The sequence below is a fragment of the Arthrobacter sp. TJ-270 genome, assembly GCF_058269075.1.
In genome coordinates, this window is the sequence record NZ_JBZCNB010000001.1 from 890,686 (window position 1) to 909,153 (window position 18,468).

The following is an 18,468-nucleotide window of genomic DNA, read 5'->3' on the forward strand; positions in this document are numbered from 1 at the left end:
ACGCGCACATGACCGCCACATCGCGCAAGCGGCCCCCTACCGCCCAGGCCTTCGCGCTGGCCGAACTGCGCCGCATGATCATCGCCGGCGAGGTACAGCCGGGCGAACCGTTGCGGCAGGATGCGCTCGCTGACCGGCTGGGGGTCAGCCGGGTCCCCCTGCGCGAAGCGTTCAAGATCCTCGAGGGTGAAGGGCAGATCGTCTACGAGCCGCATCGGGGATTCAAGGTTGCCCGGCTGTCACTTGCCGACCTCCTGGAGGTGTACCGGATCCGGCAGCTCCTCGAAACCGAGGCAGCATATGCCGCAGTCAAGCGGGCGGACTCATCGGTGCTGCAGGCCATGAAGGCCGCCGCACTTGAGGTTGAGGCCGCGAGCGCCGCCGCCGATATCCTGCCGATGACCGAAGCCAACCGCCGGTTCCACTTCGCGCTGCTGTCCGCGTCCGGAATGCCGCGGCTCGACCGGCTCATCCAGGTCCTGTGGGACGCCACTGACACGTATCGCTTCGTGTACTACGGCGCTCCCACCAACCGCCACCGCGTCGAGGAAGAACACAACCTCATCATCGACGCCTTCGCTGACCGTGACGCTGATCGGCTCGTGAAGCACCTGGACGATCACCGCAACCACGCCGTCGATGCCCTCCGCAGGTTCCTCGACGCCACGTAGCGCGGCTGGAGCCTGGGTGGTTCCGCCGGACTCGCGTCGTGTTCCAGGGCGCCCCCGAGTAACATGTCACACTCCGATAACGCTCCCCCAAAACGAAGTTACCTCTGCTAACTTTTTATGTGACGGGGGTTACAGCCTGACCTCGTTTTGTATACAATCTCCAATAGCGCTTATTCGATGACGAAGCAGAGGAACCGCAAAATACGTGGATAACTGGCTAGGACTTGCCGATCGGCGGGTGCTTATCGCCGGTGCCGGAGGCATCGGCGACGCGTGCGCCGCCGCGTTCAACGCGGCGGGTTCCCGCGTGGTCGTTGCGGACATTGATGCATCACGCCTCGAAGGCTACGAGAACGGCCTGGCAGCCGACTTCTCGACGGCGGGCGGCTGCGAAGACGCCGTCCGGGCAACGCTTGAAACACTCGGCGGCATCGATATCCTGCTCCACGCTGTCGGCGTCAACCATCGCGTCCCCGTCCTCGATACCAGGGATGAAGACTGGCAGCGCACCATCGACATCAACCTTTCGAGCGCCTTCCGCCTCGGCAGAGCCGCCGGAAAGCACATGGTGGACGCGGGCTGGGGCCGGCAGGTGTACTGCTCCTCCGTCTCGGGGCTCCTCGCCCACCCCGACCACGGGCCCTACGCTGCGAGCAAGGGCGGCATCAACCAGATGATGCGCGTCATGGCACGGGAATGGGCATCCAGCGGCGTGACCGTCAACGCGATCGCCCCCGGTTACACCGAAACAGACCTCACACGGACGCACCTGGACAAGCCGGGCGTCCGCGAGCAGTACACGTCGCTGGTCCCCGCCGGGCGGCTCGGCAACGTCGACGACCTCACCGGCCCTGTCCTCTTCCTCTCCTCCGAGCAGGCGTCCTTCGTGACCGGGCATGTCCTCTACGTGGACGGAGGTCGAACCCTTGTCTGACCTCTTCCCCCTTCTGGCTCCCGGTGACCTCTCCCAGGAACAGCGGGACCTCTACGACCGGATCACCGCCGGCCCACGCGCCAACGGCCCGTTCACAATCCTGTACGACGACGGCTCCCTCGCCGGCCCGTTCAATGCCCTCCTCTTCGCGCCCGCCATCGGCAACGCGGTGCAGGAACTCGGCGCTGCGCTGCGGTTCAAGGGCGAACTCCCCGACCGCACCCGCGAACTCGTGATCTGCGCCGTTGCGGCAGCCCTGAAGTCCGAGTACGAGTGGTACGCGCACAGCCGCGCGGCCGCCGTCGTCGGCGTTTCCGAAGAGGAGCTGGCGCAACTGTTGGCGGGCAGCATACCGACGGGCGCATCTGGCAGCGAAACCGCTGCCCTCAAACTCACCCGGGAACTGGTCGCTGAAGCCGGTGTGGGAGAAGACATCCGTGCGGAGGCGCAAAAGCACTTAGGCGCCGGCGGGATGACAGAACTGACAGTTCTCGTGGGGTACTACCGCACCCTCGCGGGGCTGCTGGCCGTGGCTGACGTCCCAGCCCCGGCCGAAACGGCTCCACACAAGGGGCATCAGCAGTGAGAACAAACACCATCGAAATCAACACCGTGAAGATCAATACCGCACCAGAAACCGATCACATATCAAGGGAGAGACCCATGACCAGCACCAAGAACAAGGTACGCGGACCGCGCATCGTTGCCGCCGCAGTCCTTGCACCGGCACTGTTCCTGAGCGCCTGCGGCAGCCCCGAACCCGGCGGCGGCGGAGGCGGTACGGGCGGGGCAGAGGCCGGCGACGGTGGCGCACTGTCCATCGCGACCGGCGGCACCGGCGGCGTTTACTACCCGCTGGGCGGCGGTTTCGCGACCGTCATCCGCGACAACATCGAGGGTTACGACGCCACCGTCCAGGAAACCAATGCATCAGTGGACAACATCCTGCTGCTTGAAAGCGGAGCCGCGCAGCTGGCCCTCGCGGTGGGTGACGTGGTGTCGGACGCTGTTGAGGGAGTGAATGACTTCGAGGGCAACGCACAGGAGATCTGCTCGCTCGGCAACGTCTACAACAACTACCTGCAGCCGGTCACGGTTGGGGACACCGGTATCCAGACCGTCGAGGACATGAGGGGCAAGGTTGTCTCAGTGGGCGCACCCGGCTCGGCAACAGAAGTTGCCGCGCTCCGCACCCTGGAGGCTGCCGGTCTCGATCCCGAGACGGACATTGACCGCCGCCAGCTCGGCGTTGCCGAGACGGTGGCAGCGCTGCGTGACGGCACCATCGACGCCGGCTTCTGGTCAGGCGGCCTGCCAACCGGTGCGCTGATCGACCTCGCGGCCGACGGCGACATGGTGATCGTGCCGATCGGTGAGTACGCCGCACCGATGGCCGACGAGTTCGGTGAGTTCTACGTCGAGGAGGAAATCCCAGCCAATACCTACGAGGGACAGACCGAACCGGTTTCGGTGATCGTCTCGCCGAATATCCTCGTTGCCCCGTCCAGCATGGATGAGCAGCTCCAGGAGGACATCACCACGGCGCTCTTCGAGAACAAGGAACAGCTCATCCAGGTGCACCCCGCCGCGGAAGAGATGGACCCAGCCACCGCCGGTGATGTTCCGTTCGTAGAAACCTGCCCGGGCGCGCAGAACTACTTCGACCAGGCCGGCTAACCAACCATGCGCAGGCTCGCCGTCGTCGTCGCCGTGCTGTTGTGCCTTGGCACACTGGCCGGCGTGACCGCCGGGAACGCTGACCCAGAGCAGCGTTCCCTGGTGATCTCGAACGACGACGGCGAGCTTGCCACGGTGCCCCTGACCGGGGACACCTTCGCGGTGAGCTACCGCAACTCGATTTACCAGACCCTCGCTGAAGAGCGTTACGAGGTGCTTGCCGACGGCTCCTACCGTCTCGTGGAGATAGCGGCCGACCAGCTGGCCGTCCTCGAGGAGTACTACGGCGTTCCTGATGCCCCCCTGCCTGCCGGTTCACAAGACCGGCGCAACTACGTTGTACCACCGGACCCGTCCCGGCCGGTGGTCTTCCAGAGCCTTTCAATCGCTGCCACCGACCTCGGGCAGCGTACTCTCCACGTCCCCGGACAACCGCCGCTTGAGCTGTGGTCGCTCGTCGGGAACGACAATCCGTTCGTTGTGCTAGACATCAAGGAGACCCAATGACCGAGCGACCAGACGGCAAAGGTGCCGCGCCCGCCCGAGCGGGAAAGCGACGGAAATCATTAGTCGAGGACCCGGACCACGAGATTAAGGCCGGCCACGGTTCTCACCGGATGACCGCAGCTGACCGGAAGACTGCCGCAGCCGAGAAGCGGAGCACCGAGGAGGAGTTCAAGGGCTCACCGGATGCGGACGACGCTGACCTGGAAACCATTGACCAGGAAGCGCTGATTGCCGAGTTCGAGGCGGAGAAGCCCGCCCGGCACCTCAGCGGCAAGCCCGCAATGATCATCAAGGTGGTCGGCGTCGCGCTGTCCGCCTTCGGCCTGTACTGGGTGTTCAACCCGATGGCCACACAGTTCTACCTGCCGGCCTTCCTGATGATCGGCCTGTCCATGACGTTCCTCGTCTACCGCGGCTGGGGCCGTACGGACAAGGACAAAGCAGCGGGCAAGTCCGACAATCCGCACATCCTGGACTGGGCGCTGGCCATCATCGCCGCCGTCCCGTTCCTCTACATCATCAGTGACTGGGACTCGTTCTTCCGGCGTGCAGTGGTCCCCACCTACCTCGACCTCATCATGGGTACGATCGCGCTCCTGGTGGTCCTTGAAGCTGCCCGGCGGACCGTCGGCATCCTGGTTCCGATAGTGGTGGTCGGCTTCTTCGCGTACGCCTACTTCGGTCCCTACTTCCCGGCGCCGTTCAATACGTCTTCATTCGGGTGGATCCGTCTGGTGGGCCACAACGTGATGGGCACCCAGGGTATTTTCGGGGTGCCGACAGATGTGGCAGCGACGTACATCATCCTGTTCACTATCTACGGCGCGGTGCTCACGGCATCCGGCGCCACGAGGTTCTTCATTGACCTGTCCTTCTCGGCATTCGGCCAGTCCAAGTCGGGTCCCGGCCGTACCGTGACGCTCGCGGGCTTCCTGCTCGGTACGGTCTCCGGTTCCGGTGTTGCAACCACGGTGACCCTCGGTGGTATCTCCTGGCCGCTGCTGAAGAAGGCCGGCTACCCGAAGGAAAACGGTGGTGGTGTCCTCGCGGCCGCCGGTATCGGCGCCATCATGTCGCCTCCGACCCTCGGCGCCGCTGCGTTCATCATCGCTGCGCTGCTGAACGTCTCCTACCTGCAGGTGCTGATCTGGGCCACCATCCCGACCCTGCTCTACTACCTGGGCATCATCCTCGCAATCGAGATGGACGCACGGCGGTTCAAGACCAAGCCCGTGCAGATGCAGACCAAGCCGGCAGGCAAGCTGCTTTTGCGCTTTGGGTACCACTTCAGCTCGCTGGTCGCGATCGTGGTGTTCATGGCCATGGGCATGACGCCGTTCCGTGCCGTTGTGTATGCCACAATTCTCGCCTTCCTGCTCAGCTTCCTGGACCGCGAATCGTGGATGACGCCGAAGCGTATCTGGGATGCGCTGGCGATCGGCGCCACCGGCGCACTCTCCGTCATTCCCGTGATGGCGGCCGCCGGCATCATCGTCGGTGTGATGACGCTGACCGGGCTCGGCCTGAAGCTCGCGAACATCATCGTGGACTTCGCCGGCGGGTCACTGTTCCTCACGGCTCTGTTCTCGGCTATCTCGGTGATCCTGCTGGGCCTTGCGGTTCCGGTGACGGCGAGCTTCATCATTTCCTGGGTCATCATCGGCCCGGCGCTGCAGGACGTCGGTGTCCCCGCGTTCGCCGCAGCGATGTTCATCTTCTACTACTCCGTGCTCAGCGAGGTTTCGCCTCCGACGGCGCTGTCCCCGTTCGCGGCCTCCGCCATCACCGGCGGCAAGCCGATACCAACCATGTGGCTGACCTGGCGGTACACCCTCTCGGCCTTCCTGGTGCCGTTCATCTTCGTGCTCTCGGGCCCGGGCGTCGGCCTGCTGATGCAGGGCGGTGTTGCGACGGTGCTCCTGGCGCTGGTCGTCTCGGCGATCACGGTGGCTTCCCTGGCCGTGGCGTTCGGCGGTTGGATCGCAGGGCCTGCGAACTGGCTTGAGCGTGCGCTGATCGGTCTCGGCTCGCTGCCGTTGCTGGTGATGGAGCCGCTCTACATGATGGTTGGCGGAAGTATGGTGGCCCTAGGTCTGGTGCTGCACTTCATCCGCCGGAAGCGGCACTCCCACGATGAACCCGCACCGGCAGCCGCCAGTGCCTCCGAAACAACCGCGTGAGCCTACCGTCCTCGGGACGGCCTGTGACCACCCTGTTGCAGGCCGTCTCCGTCACCACTACCGGGGTGCTGCCCGCGTTCCTTCTGGGCGCGCTGGCAGTACAGATCCGCGACGACCTCCACATGGGGCCGGCGCAGATGGGCATCGCGACAGCAACCCTGTTTGCGGTGTCCGGAACCCTTGCCCGACCGCTGGGCGGAGTGGTGCAGCGGGTGGGAGCCGGGCGTGGCATGGTCTTCTCGGCCTGCCTCGCGACCGTGGCGTTGGCAGGCGCCGGAGCAGCGCCGTCGTTCCCCGTTCTGGTGGCGGCGCTGTTCATCGGCGGCCTTGCCAACGCCATGGCGCAGCCCTCAGCCAACCTCGGAATTTCCCGCAGCATCGGCAGTAACCGGCTGGGCCTGGCGTTCGGAGTGAAGCAGTCCTCCATCCCCGCGGCATCGCTGCTGGGCGGGCTCGCGGTTCCCGGCGTCGCGCTGGTGCTCGGCTGGCGGTATGCCTTTTTCTTCGGCGCCGCGCTGGCGCTGTCGCTCGCCCTCTGGGCGCTGGTCCGCGGACAGGCACCCATGACAACGACGACGGCGGCCAGTCACCCGGAAGACCGCGGCACCCCGCGTGCCGGGCTGGTGGTCCTCACGGTCGGTGCCGGCCTCGCTGCCGCGGCTGCCACCTCGCTCGGTGTATTCCTCGTGGACTCGATGGTGCAGTCAGGCATCGCGCCCAGTACCGCCGGGTACCTCTTCGCCGGTGCGGCGGTCATCGGCCTTGGCATCCGCATCCTGCTCGGCGCGCTCATGGATCGAATGCCAACCCGCAGCCCCTACGTACTGATCGCCAACCTGCTGGTGGCCGGCGTCGTCGGCTACTGGATGCTCAGTGTCGGGTCGACCGCGCTGATGGTGACCGGCACACTCCTTGCCTACAGCGCAGGCTGGACCTGGCCGGGGCTGCTGCACTTCGCCGTCGTGCGGGATAACCGGCTGGCGGCCGCCTCGGCGACCGGGGTGGTGCAGACCGGGCTCTCGCTCGGTGCGGCCGGCGGGCCGCTGCTGTTCGGGCTGCTGGTGAGCGCCACCTCGTACTCCACCGCCTGGCAGGTGGCCGGCGTCGTCGCGCTGGCTGCTGCCGTTACCTTCCGCATCGGGCGCCGGATGATCCGCAAGTCGCGGGGAGTTCCGGTGTTCACACTGTCCTCGCTGCGACGCAATCAGACCCCTGTTAAGGAGACTCAATGACAGCCACACGTTATGCGGTGATCGGCGGCGGCATCCTGGGCACCGCCGTCGCCCGGCGGTTGCTCCAGCAGCAGCCGGACGCGAAGGTCACCGTCCTCGAAAAGGAAACGACACTCGCCGCACACCAGACGGGCCGGAACTCCGGCGTGGTGCATGCCGGGCTGTATTACACGCCCGGATCGCTCAAGGCCACACTGTGCCGCCGCGGAGTCGAGCTGCTGAAGGAGTACTGCGGCGAGCGCGGGCTCATCTATGACGAGTGCGGCAAGGTTCTTGTTGCCCGGAACGCGGTGGAGGAATCGCGGCTGGGCGACATCATGACCCGCGCCCGGGCCAACGGGGTCCCGGGTGTGCGGATCATCGACCGCGACGAGCTGAAGGAGATTGAGCCGCACGTCGAAGGCATCGGTGCCCTGTACTCCCCGCACACGGCGATCGTGGACTACGGCGCGGTAACCCGGGCGTTCGCTATGGACATTGTTGCCGCCGGGGGCACCGTGCACACCGGGTTCGAGGTGACCGGCCTGACCCGCCGGGGGGACGAAACCCTCGTGACCGGGCGCCACAACGGCGAGGACACGTGGGAGGTGTTCGACTCCGTGATCATCTGCGCCGGGCTGCATGCGGACCGTGTGGCGAAACTCGCCGGCGATGACGAGGACCCGAAGATTGTGCCCTTCCGCGGCGAGTACTACCTCCTCAAGCCGGAGAAGCGTTCGCTGGTGAATGGCCTGGTGTACCCGGTGCCGGATCCGCGGTATCCCTTCCTCGGCGTGCACCTGACGCCGCGGACCGACGGCGAGGTCATGGTGGGCCCCAACGCGGTGCTCGCGCTCGCCCGTGAGGCGTACGGCTGGGGGAAGATCTCCCCGCGCGACCTGGGCGACGCCGTGGGGTACCCCGGCTTCCGGGCTTTCGCGAAGCAGCACTGGCGCACGGGCGCCGTCGAAATGGTGGGTTCGCTGAGCAAGCGCCGCTTCGTCGCGGAGGCCCGCAAGTACGTGCCGGAGCTGACCATTGACGACGTCGTTCCCGGGCCCAGCGGCATCCGCGCCCAGGCGCTGGACCGCGACGGCTCGCTGGTGGACGACTTCCGGATCACCCGCCGCGGGTCGGTGTTGGCGGTGCGGAATGCGCCGTCGCCGGCCGCGACGTCGTCGCTCGCCATTGCCGAGCACATTGTGTCCCTTGTACTAGATCAAAATCCTGACAGTGAGGAAGCCGCATGACGCATCTGAAGAAGGGGCTCTGGGGTGTGCTTGCCACGCCGTTCACCGGGCCGTCGTTCGCCGTCGACACCGAGTCGCTGAAACGCGAAGTCGAGCTGTACACGCACATCCCGGCCACCGGCATGGTGGTGCTCGGGGTGTTCGGTGAGGGCGCGTCGCTCGATACCGGTGAGCAGATCCTGACCGTGTCCACGGTCGCAGAGGCTGCCGAGGAGACGCCGCTGGTCGTCGGGCTGTCGTCGCGGACCACGAACGTGGCGATCGAACAGGCCAACACCGCCGTGAGCGCCGCGGGCTCCAACCTCGCCGCGCTCATGGTGCAGGTGAACACGCCGAATCCGGACCTGCTGACCGCCCACTTCACCGCCATCCACGAGGCCACCGGTGCCGACATCGTGCTGCAGGACTACCCGGTTGCCTCCGGGGTGAAGATCAGCACCGCGCAGATCCTCGCCGTCGTCGAGCGCTGCCCGTTCATCTCGGCAGTGAAGTCAGAGGCGCCGCCCACCGCCGCGGCGATCGCCCAGCTCACCGCGAAGACCGATGTCCCGGTGTTCGGCGGGCTCGGCGGCGTCGGCCTGATCGACGAGCTTGCGGCCGGCGCCGCCGGCGCCATGACCGGCTTCTCCCACCCGGAAGCGCTGCAGCTGGCCATCGAAGCGAACCGCGACGGCGGCTTCCGCGCCGCCCGGGAGGTCTTTGCGCCGTGGCTGCCGCTGGCGAACTTCGAGGGCCAGCCCGGAATTGGCCTGGCGCTGCGCAAGGAAATCCTCAGACGCCGCGGCATCATCGCCGAAGCGCTGGTCCGCCCGCCGGCGCCCACGCTGCCGCCGGAACTGGCCGACATGATCGACGCACACCTCGACGCTGTTCGAGACAACACCGCAAAGGAGCTCGCCTGATGGATACGGGACTCAAGGGTAAGAACGTACTGGTGCCGGGGTCGAGCTCCGGGATCGGGCTGGCCATTGCCAGGGCGTTGGCCGAGGAAGGCGCCAATGTGGTGCTCGCCGCCCGCCGCGAGGACCTGGTGGGGGCTGAGGCCGAGAAGCTGCCCTCCGCCGTCGGAGTCGGCATTGACCTGAACCTGGACGGGGCACAGGAGCGGCTGGTCGAGGCGGCCGAGGCGGCGTTCGGACCGGTCGACGTACTGGTGCTCAACAGCGGCGGCCCGCCCCCCGGTGGTGCTGCCGACGTCTCGGATGAGCAGGCACTGGCCGCCGTGAATCAACTGCTGCTGCAGCACATCAAGCTGGTTTCGTTGGTGTTGCCGGGGATGCGGGAACGGGGCTGGGGGCGGATTATCGCCGTCGGATCCAGCGGGGTGCAGAGTCCGCTGCCGAACCTGGCGCTGTCCAACATCGGGCGCGCCGGGCTTGCCGGGTACCTGAAGACGCTCGCCAACGAGGTCGCTGCCGATGGGATCACGGTGAACATGGTGCTGCCCGGGCGTATTGACACCGACCGCGTGGCGTCCCTCGACGCGGGCGCCGCCAAGCGCACCGGGAAGACGCCCGAGGAAGCCCGCGCCTCCTCCGAGGCAAGCATCCCGGCGGGCCGGTACGGCAAGCCGGAGGAATTCGGCGCCGTCGTCGCGTTCCTCGCCAGCCAGCCCGCAGCCTACGTCACCGGCGAGCAAATCCGTTGCGACGGTGGCCTGGTCCGTTCTTATTGACCCTCCGTTCGTACTAGCTTTCCCCTCCCCCACGTACACACTCTGGAAAGAGAACCATGAACCACACCCTGCACCTCTGCTCCACCCTTGAAGGCTCGGAGGAGTTCGCCGCCGTTGTGCACCCGCAACGCGGGGTCGCGCTGGTCCGCGACCTCATCCCCGGCTTCACCGGCGACGTCCGGGAAATCCTGGTCGAGGAGCTCCTCGACCAGCTGGAGCAGGCAGCGGACAAGGCCGACGACGGCGTCTTCCGGGACCCTTCGGAGGTCACCTACGGCGCCCCCTACCGGCACCCGCGGATGCTGTGGGGCATCGGCCTGAACTATGTGGAGCATGCATCGGACCTGTCCGAGGGGGTGCCGGAGGAGCCGGCGTCGTTCATCAAGGGCGACCACACGATCATCGGACCTGGGGAGGACATTCCCATCCCGTCGCAGAGCGAGCGGACCACCGCGGAGGCGGAGGTCGCCGTCGTCATCGGGCGGTACTGCCGCAACGTGGAGGTGGACGAGGCGCTGGACTATGTGGCCGGCGTCGTGCCCGTGCTGGACCAGACGGCCGAGGACATCCTGCAGCGGAACCCGCGGTTCCTCACGCGGTCCAAGAACTTCCCCGGGTTCTTCTCCTTCGGGCCGCGGATTGTGCCGCTGGCCGAGGCGGTGGGTGACGGGATCCTCGCGGACATGGAGGTGTCCACGGTGGTCAACGGCGAGGTGCTGCGGACCAACACCGTGGCGCACATGCGGTACAGCCCCGAATACCTGATCAGTTTCCACTCCAAGGTGATGCCGCTCTACCCGGGCGACATCATCTCCACCGGCACGCCCGGAGCCATCCACATCAAGCCCGGTGACACGGCCGAGTGCCGCGTCGCCCGGGTTGGCACACTGAGCAATCCCGTGACCGCGGGACCCTGAGGCCACACAGCACCACCAACCAAGGAGGATGACGCGCAATGGGCACGTCAGTATCGCGAACCGGTCCCCTCGAGGGCGTCCGGGTGGCGGACTTCTCCCGCGTTCTCGCGGGACCCTATGCGTCGATGATGCTCGCCGACTTCGGGGCGGACGTCATCAAGGTGGAGAGCCCTGCCGGGGACGACACCCGGTCCTGGACGCCGCCCGTCGACGAGCACGGCGTCGGCACGTACTTCTCGAGCGTGAATCGAAACAAACGCTCGGTGGTGTGTGACCTGCGGACCGAGGAGGGGCTGGCCCGTGCCCGGGACATTGCGCTGCACGCTGACGTGGTCATCGAGAACTTCCGGCCGGGCGTGATGAAGAAGTTCGGGCTGGACTACGAAACCCTGCACGCCGAAAAGCCCGACCTCATCTACTGCTCCATCACCGGATTCGGTGCGACGGCGGGGGCCCACCTTCCGGGGTATGACCTCCTGGTGCAGGCGGTCGGCGGGCTGATGAGCGTCACCGGGTCGTTGGACTCGGAGCCGAGCAAGGTGGGCGTGGCCCTGGTGGACGTGCTGACCGGGCAGAACGCCGTCGTCGGGGTTTTGGCTGCGCTGCGGCATAAGGATGCCACCGGGCAGGGGCAGCGGATCGACGTGAACCTGCTGTCGTCGCTGCTGGCGGGGCTGGTCAACCAGGCGTCGAGCACGCTGGCCACCGGTGAGGCGCCGCAGCGGATGGGGAACGCGCATCCGTCGATCGCGCCGTACGAGACGCTTGCCACCGCGGACGGGCCGCTGGCTGTCGCCGTCGGGACGGACCGGCAGTTCGCGTCGCTCGTACGGATCCTCGGGGTTCCTGAGCTGGCGGACGATGAGCGGTTCCAGACCAACACCCAGCGCGTGGCTCACCGCGACGAGCTGAAGGCTCTGCTCGAGGAGCAGCTCGCCAAGCGTCCCGCGGCCGAGTGGTCCGCCGTCCTGTCGAAGGAGGGCGTGCCGGCTGGCAAGGTCAACTCGATTGTGGAGGCGCTGCAGCTGGCCGAAGAGCTGGGACTTGATCCCGCCGTCGAAATGTCCGACGACGCCGGCCCGCGCACCAGCCACCAGGTCGCCAATCCGATCCACCTCTCCGAGACCCCTGCCAGCTACCGGCGCCTGCCGCCGCTGCTCGGCGAACACAACGATGCGACCTTCGCGTCGCTCTCGACCACCACCAGCGGAAAGTAGTAGAACCATGACTGTTGACCTTCTGTCCATCGACTCGCTCCTGTCGCAGGAGGAGATTTCGCTGCGTGCGTCTGTCCGCGAATTCGTGGATACCGAGATCAAGCCGAACATCGCCGGGTGGTATGACAACGCAGTGTTCCCGCTGGAGATCGTGCCGAAGATGGCCGAGCTGGGCCTGCTCGGCATGCACATCAAGGGGTACGGCTGCCCTGGCCGCAGCTCGGTGGAGTACGGCCTCGCCGCGCTGGAGCTCGAGGCCGGTGACTCCGGCCTGCGCACGTTCGTGAGCGTGCAGGGGTCGCTGGCGATGAGCGCCATCGCGAAGCACGGCTCCGAGGAGCAGAAGAACGAGTGGTTGCCGCGCATGACCAAGGGCGAGGCGATTGGTTGCTTCGGCCTGACGGAGCCTTCCTCCGGATCCGACCCGGGATCGATGACGACGAATGCTCGGAAGGACGGTTCCGACTGGGTTTTGAACGGCGCCAAGCGGTGGATCGGGTTGGCAACGGTTGCGCAGGTCGCGATCATCTGGGCAATGACCGACGACGGCGTCCGCGGCTTCGTGGTGCCCACCGATACGCAGGGGTTCACGGCGACCGCGATCCGGCAGAAGCTGTCGATGCGGGCGTCGATCCAGTGCGACATCGAGCTGACCGACGTGCGGCTGCCCGAGTCGGCGATGCTGCCGAAGGCTCGCGGATTGCGTGGTCCGTTCGAGTGCCTGAACGAGGCGCGGTACGGGATCATCTGGGGTGCGATGGGCGCGGCACGGGACAGCTATGAGGCGGCGCTGGCGTATTCGAAGGAGCGTATGCAGTTCGGCAAGCCGCTCTCCGGGTACCAACTGACGCAGCAGAAGCTGGTGAACATGGCGCTGGAGATCAATAAGGGCATGCTCCTGGCGCTGCAGGTGGGCCGGCTGAAGGATGCCGGGACGCTGGAGCCGTACCAGATATCGGTGGGCAAGCTGAATAACTGCCGGGAGGCGATTGAGATCTGCCGCGAGGCCCGGGCAATGCTCGGAGGCAATGGGATCACGCTGGATTACTCCCCGCTGCGTCATGCGAACAACCTGGAGAGTGTGCGCACCTATGAGGGTACCGACGAGGTGCACACCCTGATCCTAGGCAACCACATCACGGGAACGCCTGCGTTCCGGTGAGCGACTCTCAGCCCTCGGGTCTGCGCCGCGGCCTCACGAGCTACGGCGACGCCGAGTTCTCCCTGTTCCTCCGGAAGGCGTTCATCAAGGGTGCCGGGTACTCGGACGATGCTCTGGACCGGACCGTCGTCGGCATCGTGAACACCGGCAGCGGCTACAACCCGTGCCACGGCAATATGCCGGCGCTGGTTGAGGCCGTGAAGCGTGGCGTGATGCTCGCCGGCGGGCTCCCGGTGGAGTTCCCGACCATCTCGGTGCACGAGAGCTTCTCCTCCCCCACCAGCATGTTCCTGCGAAACCTGATGTCGATGGACACGGAGGAGATGATCCGTGCGCAGCCGATGGACGCCGTCGTGCTGATCGGCGGGTGTGACAAGACGGTGCCGGCGCAGCTGATGGGTGCGGCGTCGGCCGGTGTGCCGGCGATTTCGCTGGTCACCGGGTCCATGCTGACCGGTGGATACCGCGGCGAGCGGGTCGGTGCGTGCACGGACTGCCGCGCCTACTGGGGCAAGTTCCGGGGCGGGGAGATCTCAAAACCAGAGGTCGACGACGTGAACTCGCGCCTGGTGGGCAGTGTCGGCACCTGCTCGGTGATGGGGACGGCGAGCACCATGGCGTGCATCGCCGAGGCGATGGGGATTGCGCTGCCTGGGTCCGCTTCGGCTCCGGCGGTGACGGCTGACCGGGTGCGGATCGCGGAGGCTACCGGGACACAGGCGGTTGCGCTGGCTACTGCCGGCGTTGCACCGTCGTCGATCCTGACGCCGGAGGCTTTCGAAAATGGCCTGCGGATGCTGCTGGCGATTGGCGGTTCGACGAACGCGATCATCCACCTGACCGCGGTGGCTGGGCGGCTTGGCATCAAGCTGTCGCTGGATGAGCTGGACCGGATGAGTGCCGAGACGCCGGTGCTGGTGGACCTGAAGCCGTCGGGCAAGTACTACATGGAGGACTTCCACCGTGCCGGTGGTGTGCCTGCCGTTCTGCGCGAGCTTGGTTCGCTGATTAACCGCGATGTGCTCACCGTGACAGGGCGGACGCTGGGTGAAGAGATCGACGACGCCGGTCCGGGCTTCCCGCAGGACATCATCCGGCCGCTGTCTGACCCCATCTATCCGCAAGGCAGCCTTGCAGTGCTGCGTGGGAACCTGGCTCCCGGCGGGGCGATCATCAAGCAGGCAGCGGTGTCGCCGACCTTGCTCGAACATTCGGGGCCAGCCGTTGTGTTCGAGAACGCCGCCGACCTTGCTGCCCGGATCGATGATCCTTCGCTTGAGGTGACCGCTAATTCTGTTCTGGTGCTTCGGAACATTGGGCCGGTTGGAAACCCGGGTATGCCTGAGGCCGGGTACCTGCCGATTCCGAAGAAGCTCGCCGCGCAGGGCGTCAAGGACATGGTGCGGATCTCAGACGGCCGCATGTCCGGAACGGCGGCCGGGGCGGTGGTGCTGCACGTGACGCCCGAATCAGCAGTCGGCGGGCCGCTGCGCTTGGTGCGGACCGGGGACACGATCACGTTGAGCGTGAGCCGACGCCTTGTGCACCTTGAGATTTCGGAGGAGGACCTAACTCGGCGCGCTCAGGAGCTCGGTCCAGCCTCACCGACAGTTCCCGACCGCGGGTATCGGCGTCTGTACGTCCAAGAGGTAACCCAAGCGGACGAGGGCTGTGACTTCCATTTCCTGCGTTCGCCCGCCTAGCACCAACTGTAATTGCTAAGCGTTGAACTGACGCAGATGCTAATCAGGCAGAAGGCCATATCGAATTTCGCGATCTGACGTTTCGAAAGTGTAGAAGATCTGACCCTCAATCTCCTGCGAGCCGAGTAAAGTAGGCTGGTCGAAGTGCGCCACCGCTCTCCCCAGCTCTATTTCTTGGTCTCCCAGCATGATCTTCAGAGGGACTTCGACGGCGAAAGATCCCTCCGGCACCGCCTCATCCTCAAACGCGGCTTGGAGGACGAGCTCTTCCTTATACTGCAGGATCACTTCTTCGCCATCGAGTATCTTCGCCGCCCCAAGCCAGCTCTGAAGCAAACTGTCGCTCACTGTGGTGGTACGAGGAACGGTAAGGATAGTGTCGGTAAATGATTGCAGGCGAGCTAGCAGTCCGACAAGGTTAGCCATTTCCTTGAGCTGCTCCTCGGTTTCTGGAGGCCACGGAAAAGCCAGGTTGACATCGGTGGCTCCCCTTTCCACTGGCGTGTAACGCCTACTTACTCGGCCAATATTTGGGGGGCGGCAGTTAGTGAGGAAGATCAATGCGGGAAGAACCTTTGCGACTGGTTTGCCGGTCAGGTCATTGAAAATGATCCGGCGGTTAGATTTTTTGCCGGTCAAGTTGTAGGTGTCCTCCATGGCGAACACACCATTGGTCTCCTCGAGCACAACTCTCACGCCCTCGGAGCCTCGGCTTCTCTCAGTCCGATCAACGTCGACGGCGGCCACGGTACTTCCGTCGGGAGCTAATACCTCTAGGTGAAGCTCTGGGCTGTTACCGATATCTCCGTCCGCAGACCGAGCGTGAACTGTGGCTCCCGAGAGGGACCTGCTGAGTCCGCCAGGCGCATCGAGTTCACCGTTGAACGCTCCGTCGGGGCTTTGAAACGGCGAACCATATGCCAAAAGATTCTGGAAACTCTCCGATGCTTCGCTTCCCGCTTCAAATTGCAGGATGCCTTTAAGCACGATCGGCCGTTCGGAGGTTGAGGCTGTACATCGAGCGATTACGTCGACCGTGGACCACCGTCCCGATTCATTGTCTGCGGAGGCCATATGCACTGCTAGTCCTGGGCGCGATGACGGCGGCGGGAGGGTTCCCCTTCCGAAGCGATGTTCATAGCGGTAATGCGGGTCGTGCTCTAGCGTGAGAAGCGCCTTCTCGACTTTGTCCTGTATCTCACCCACGCTCAATCCGGAAGCCGTATGGGCCGCACCGAAAGCCGCTGCCACCTCTCGATATGCTTCTTCAATTTGCGCACGCCCGCCGTGCAAATAGTAATCGACAACCTCTGGATACTTGCTCGCGAGCGATTCGATTCGATCTAGTCCATCCCAGATCGGTACGACTTTGTGTTTCTTTCCGAGGTCCTGAAGCCATTTTTCTGCTTCTGGGGATGGATCCAGCGGGAGGACAAGGTGCCATTCCACGACGTTGATCTTGGCCCACCGCGGGTCCTTCTTGAGTGTTGCCAAGGAGTCCTCCACAGAGTCTTTCTCCCGCTGGCCGAGTGGTGTTGCATAGCGTTTCACTTGGTAAACGACGTCGCTATCATCTGGACCAGCGTTGCGATTGAGGATGTCGACGCCACCATCTCCTCGTGAAGGAGTGATTCGGGTTGATTTGGCATATTCCCGGCTAAGGAACATTGCTACTACAGCCTCAACATCAGCACCTTCAAGCCTCGTCCACTCAATTCTCGTCATCCCGCCATTCTGCCGGATATCCCGAGAGTGAGCGGTGAGCAAGAAACCTACCAATTCGCAGACGGTGGGCACGCTCCGACGCCATATCCGTTGTACACGCAGCCCTTCTAGAGGATCCTCTCAGCTCGGCTTCCCGACGAGGGTGGTGCTGCGCAGGTTCCCTTGGAGAACGGACTTGCGCGTTCAGAGGAGGACACACTTCATTCCATAGCTCAGACCAGCCAAACCACTCGGCGCCAGGGCGAGCGTTAACTGTTGTTCGTCTAGCAAACCTCTCTCTACCACCAAGGCTGCGATAGTGCGGTTGCTGGCAAGTGCTTCCTTGGCCAGGTCTGCCGCCGCCGCGTAACCGATCAGCGGGGCTAGACCAGTGACAACACTGATTGACTCCAACATCCGCTGCTGGAGCACAACTGTGTTGGCGCTGATGCCATCGACACAGTGGGTATGCAGGAGACGGCACGCTACCGTAAGCCAGTCGAGAGATTCGAGTAGCGCGTCAGCGATCACGGGCTCGAATGCGTTGAGTTGAAGCTGTCCCGCCTCGACAGCCATCGTCACGGTCGCGTCGGCACCGACAACGCGGAAGGCAACCTGATTCACCATCTCCGGAATAACCGGGTTCACCTTGCCTGGCATGATTGACGATCCTGCCTGAACTGCCGGAAGGAAGATCTCGCCGAAACCGGTCTGCGGACCCGAAGACAGCAAACGCAGGTCATTGCATATCTTCGAGAGCTTTACAGCTGCCCGCTTCAGCACACCGGACACCAGCATGAAGACACCAGTGTCGCTCGTGGCTTCGACCAAGTCAGTTGCGGAAACGAGCTGCATTCCCGTCAGGGCATTGAGTTCGTCAATGACGGCCTCGCGGTAGCCTGGCGGCGCGGTGATCCCGGTCCCGATAGCGGTTGCACCAAGGTTGGACTCGCGCAGATGGGGCAACAATTCCAGCAGCCGCTTCCTGTCTTCGCGAAGAGTCTCCGCAAAGGCTCCGAACTCCTGGCCCAGCGTCATGGGAACAGCATCCTGCAGCTGAGTCCGCCCGACCTTCACGATGTCGGCAAATTCCTCGGCTTTCGCCGCGAAGGCGTCACTGAGACGCTCGTGCTCATCGCAGAGGCTGACTAGCTCGCGCTGCAGGGCGATCTTGATGGCCGTCGGGTATGTGTCATTGGTGGACTGGCTACGGTTCACATCGTCGATGGGATGAAGGGCCGAATAGTTGCCCTTGGTGTACCCCAGCAGTTCGAGCCCGCGGTTGGCCACCACCTCGTTGACGTTCATGTTGGTACTGGTCCCCGCACCGCCCTGAATTCGATCAACAACAAAGTGCTCATCAAGCAGCCCGTCCATCACCTCGAGAGACGCCGCCTGAATGGCAGCCGAGCGTGCCGGCTCCAGCAGCCCGAGCTTCTCGTTGGTCCGTGCGGCCGCAGCCTTGATAGCACCGAAGCCCCACAGCAGCGACCGCATGCTGCCGATCGTTCGCCCACTGACGGGAAAGTTCTCCACCGCCCGCAGGGTACTGATACCCCAGTAGGCGTCGGCGGGAACCTCCCGCTCCCCCAGGCTGTCTCGTTCCAACCGAACGGTGCCAGTCAACGATGACTCTTGGCTGTCCATGATCTCTTTCTGA

General features: G+C 64.9%; 16 protein-coding genes. 14 read left to right on the top strand and 2 right to left on the bottom strand.

What is annotated here, in order from left to right:
* Positions 1 to 8: 8 nt before the first annotated feature.
* From AC4D2M_RS04260 to AC4D2M_RS04325, 14 genes are all read left to right on the top strand, one after another.
* On the top strand, positions 9 to 671 hold the full coding sequence (locus tag AC4D2M_RS04260) for a GntR family transcriptional regulator (protein WP_490890246.1): 663 nt from the start codon (positions 9 to 11) through the stop codon (positions 669 to 671).
* A 205-nt stretch (positions 672 to 876) separates the two neighbouring features.
* Positions 877 to 1,605, top strand: coding sequence for an SDR family NAD(P)-dependent oxidoreductase (locus tag AC4D2M_RS04265; RefSeq protein ID WP_490890247.1), 729 nt, complete (start codon positions 877 to 879; stop codon positions 1,603 to 1,605).
* A complete protein-coding gene (locus tag AC4D2M_RS04270; protein WP_490890248.1) occupies positions 1,598 to 2,191 on the top strand; it encodes a carboxymuconolactone decarboxylase family protein in 594 nt (197 codons plus the stop codon). Before AC4D2M_RS04265 ends, AC4D2M_RS04270 begins: the two co-directional genes overlap by 8 nt.
* Before the next feature lie 77 nt (positions 2,192 to 2,268).
* Positions 2,269 to 3,282 carry a TAXI family TRAP transporter solute-binding subunit gene (locus AC4D2M_RS04275; protein WP_490890249.1) on the top strand — a complete coding sequence of 338 codons (1,014 nt, stop codon included), beginning with the start codon at positions 2,269 to 2,271 and terminating at the stop codon, positions 3,280 to 3,282.
* A 6-nt stretch (positions 3,283 to 3,288) separates the two neighbouring features.
* The gene (locus AC4D2M_RS04280) at positions 3,289 to 3,789 is read left to right on the top strand and encodes a hypothetical protein (RefSeq protein ID WP_490890250.1); all 501 of its coding nucleotides are present in this window, start codon (positions 3,289 to 3,291) and stop codon (positions 3,787 to 3,789) included.
* A complete protein-coding gene (locus AC4D2M_RS04285; protein WP_490890252.1) occupies positions 3,786 to 5,969 on the top strand; it encodes a TRAP transporter permease in 2,184 nt (727 codons plus the stop codon). The genes AC4D2M_RS04280 and AC4D2M_RS04285 overlap by 4 nt, the downstream gene beginning before the upstream one ends.
* 23 nt (positions 5,970 to 5,992) lie before the next feature.
* On the top strand, positions 5,993 to 7,201 hold the full coding sequence (locus tag AC4D2M_RS04290) for an MFS transporter (protein ID WP_490890254.1): 1,209 nt from the start codon (positions 5,993 to 5,995) through the stop codon (positions 7,199 to 7,201).
* The gene (gene lhgO, locus AC4D2M_RS04295) at positions 7,198 to 8,430 is read left to right on the top strand and encodes an L-2-hydroxyglutarate oxidase (protein ID WP_490890256.1); all 1,233 of its coding nucleotides are present in this window, start codon (positions 7,198 to 7,200) and stop codon (positions 8,428 to 8,430) included. Before AC4D2M_RS04290 ends, lhgO begins: the two co-directional genes overlap by 4 nt.
* Positions 8,427 to 9,332: a dihydrodipicolinate synthase family protein gene (locus AC4D2M_RS04300; protein WP_490890257.1), complete on the top strand. Its 906-nt coding sequence runs from the start codon at positions 8,427 to 8,429 to the stop codon at positions 9,330 to 9,332. The genes lhgO and AC4D2M_RS04300 overlap by 4 nt, the downstream gene beginning before the upstream one ends.
* Entirely contained in the window at positions 9,332 to 10,105 is a 774-nt protein-coding gene (locus AC4D2M_RS04305; protein WP_490890259.1) for an SDR family oxidoreductase, read from the top strand. Before AC4D2M_RS04300 ends, AC4D2M_RS04305 begins: the two co-directional genes overlap by 1 nt.
* A 56-nt stretch (positions 10,106 to 10,161) precedes the next feature.
* Complete coding sequence (locus tag AC4D2M_RS04310) at positions 10,162 to 11,022, top strand: fumarylacetoacetate hydrolase family protein (RefSeq protein WP_490890260.1); 861 nt, start codon at positions 10,162 to 10,164, stop codon at positions 11,020 to 11,022.
* A gap of 38 nt (positions 11,023 to 11,060) precedes the next feature.
* Entirely contained in the window at positions 11,061 to 12,239 is a 1,179-nt protein-coding gene (locus AC4D2M_RS04315; RefSeq protein ID WP_490890262.1) for a CaiB/BaiF CoA transferase family protein, read from the top strand.
* A gap of 7 nt (positions 12,240 to 12,246) precedes the next feature.
* Entirely contained in the window at positions 12,247 to 13,401 is a 1,155-nt protein-coding gene (locus tag AC4D2M_RS04320) for an acyl-CoA dehydrogenase family protein (RefSeq protein ID WP_490890264.1), read from the top strand.
* Positions 13,398 to 15,104: an IlvD/Edd family dehydratase gene (locus tag AC4D2M_RS04325; RefSeq protein ID WP_490890266.1), complete on the top strand. Its 1,707-nt coding sequence runs from the start codon at positions 13,398 to 13,400 to the stop codon at positions 15,102 to 15,104. Before AC4D2M_RS04320 ends, AC4D2M_RS04325 begins: the two co-directional genes overlap by 4 nt.
* Before the next feature lie 39 nt (positions 15,105 to 15,143).
* Here the strand turns inward: AC4D2M_RS04325 and AC4D2M_RS04330 are convergent, their stop codons facing one another.
* Positions 15,144 to 16,829 (bottom strand): restriction endonuclease, encoded by a 1,686-nt coding sequence (locus tag AC4D2M_RS04330; RefSeq protein ID WP_490890267.1) that lies wholly within the window; start codon positions 16,827 to 16,829, stop codon positions 15,144 to 15,146.
* A gap of 183 nt (positions 16,830 to 17,012) precedes the next feature.
* The gene (locus AC4D2M_RS04335; protein WP_490890269.1) at positions 17,013 to 18,455 is read right to left on the bottom strand and encodes an aspartate ammonia-lyase; all 1,443 of its coding nucleotides are present in this window, start codon (positions 18,453 to 18,455) and stop codon (positions 17,013 to 17,015) included.
* Positions 18,456 to 18,468: the final 13 nt, after the last annotated feature.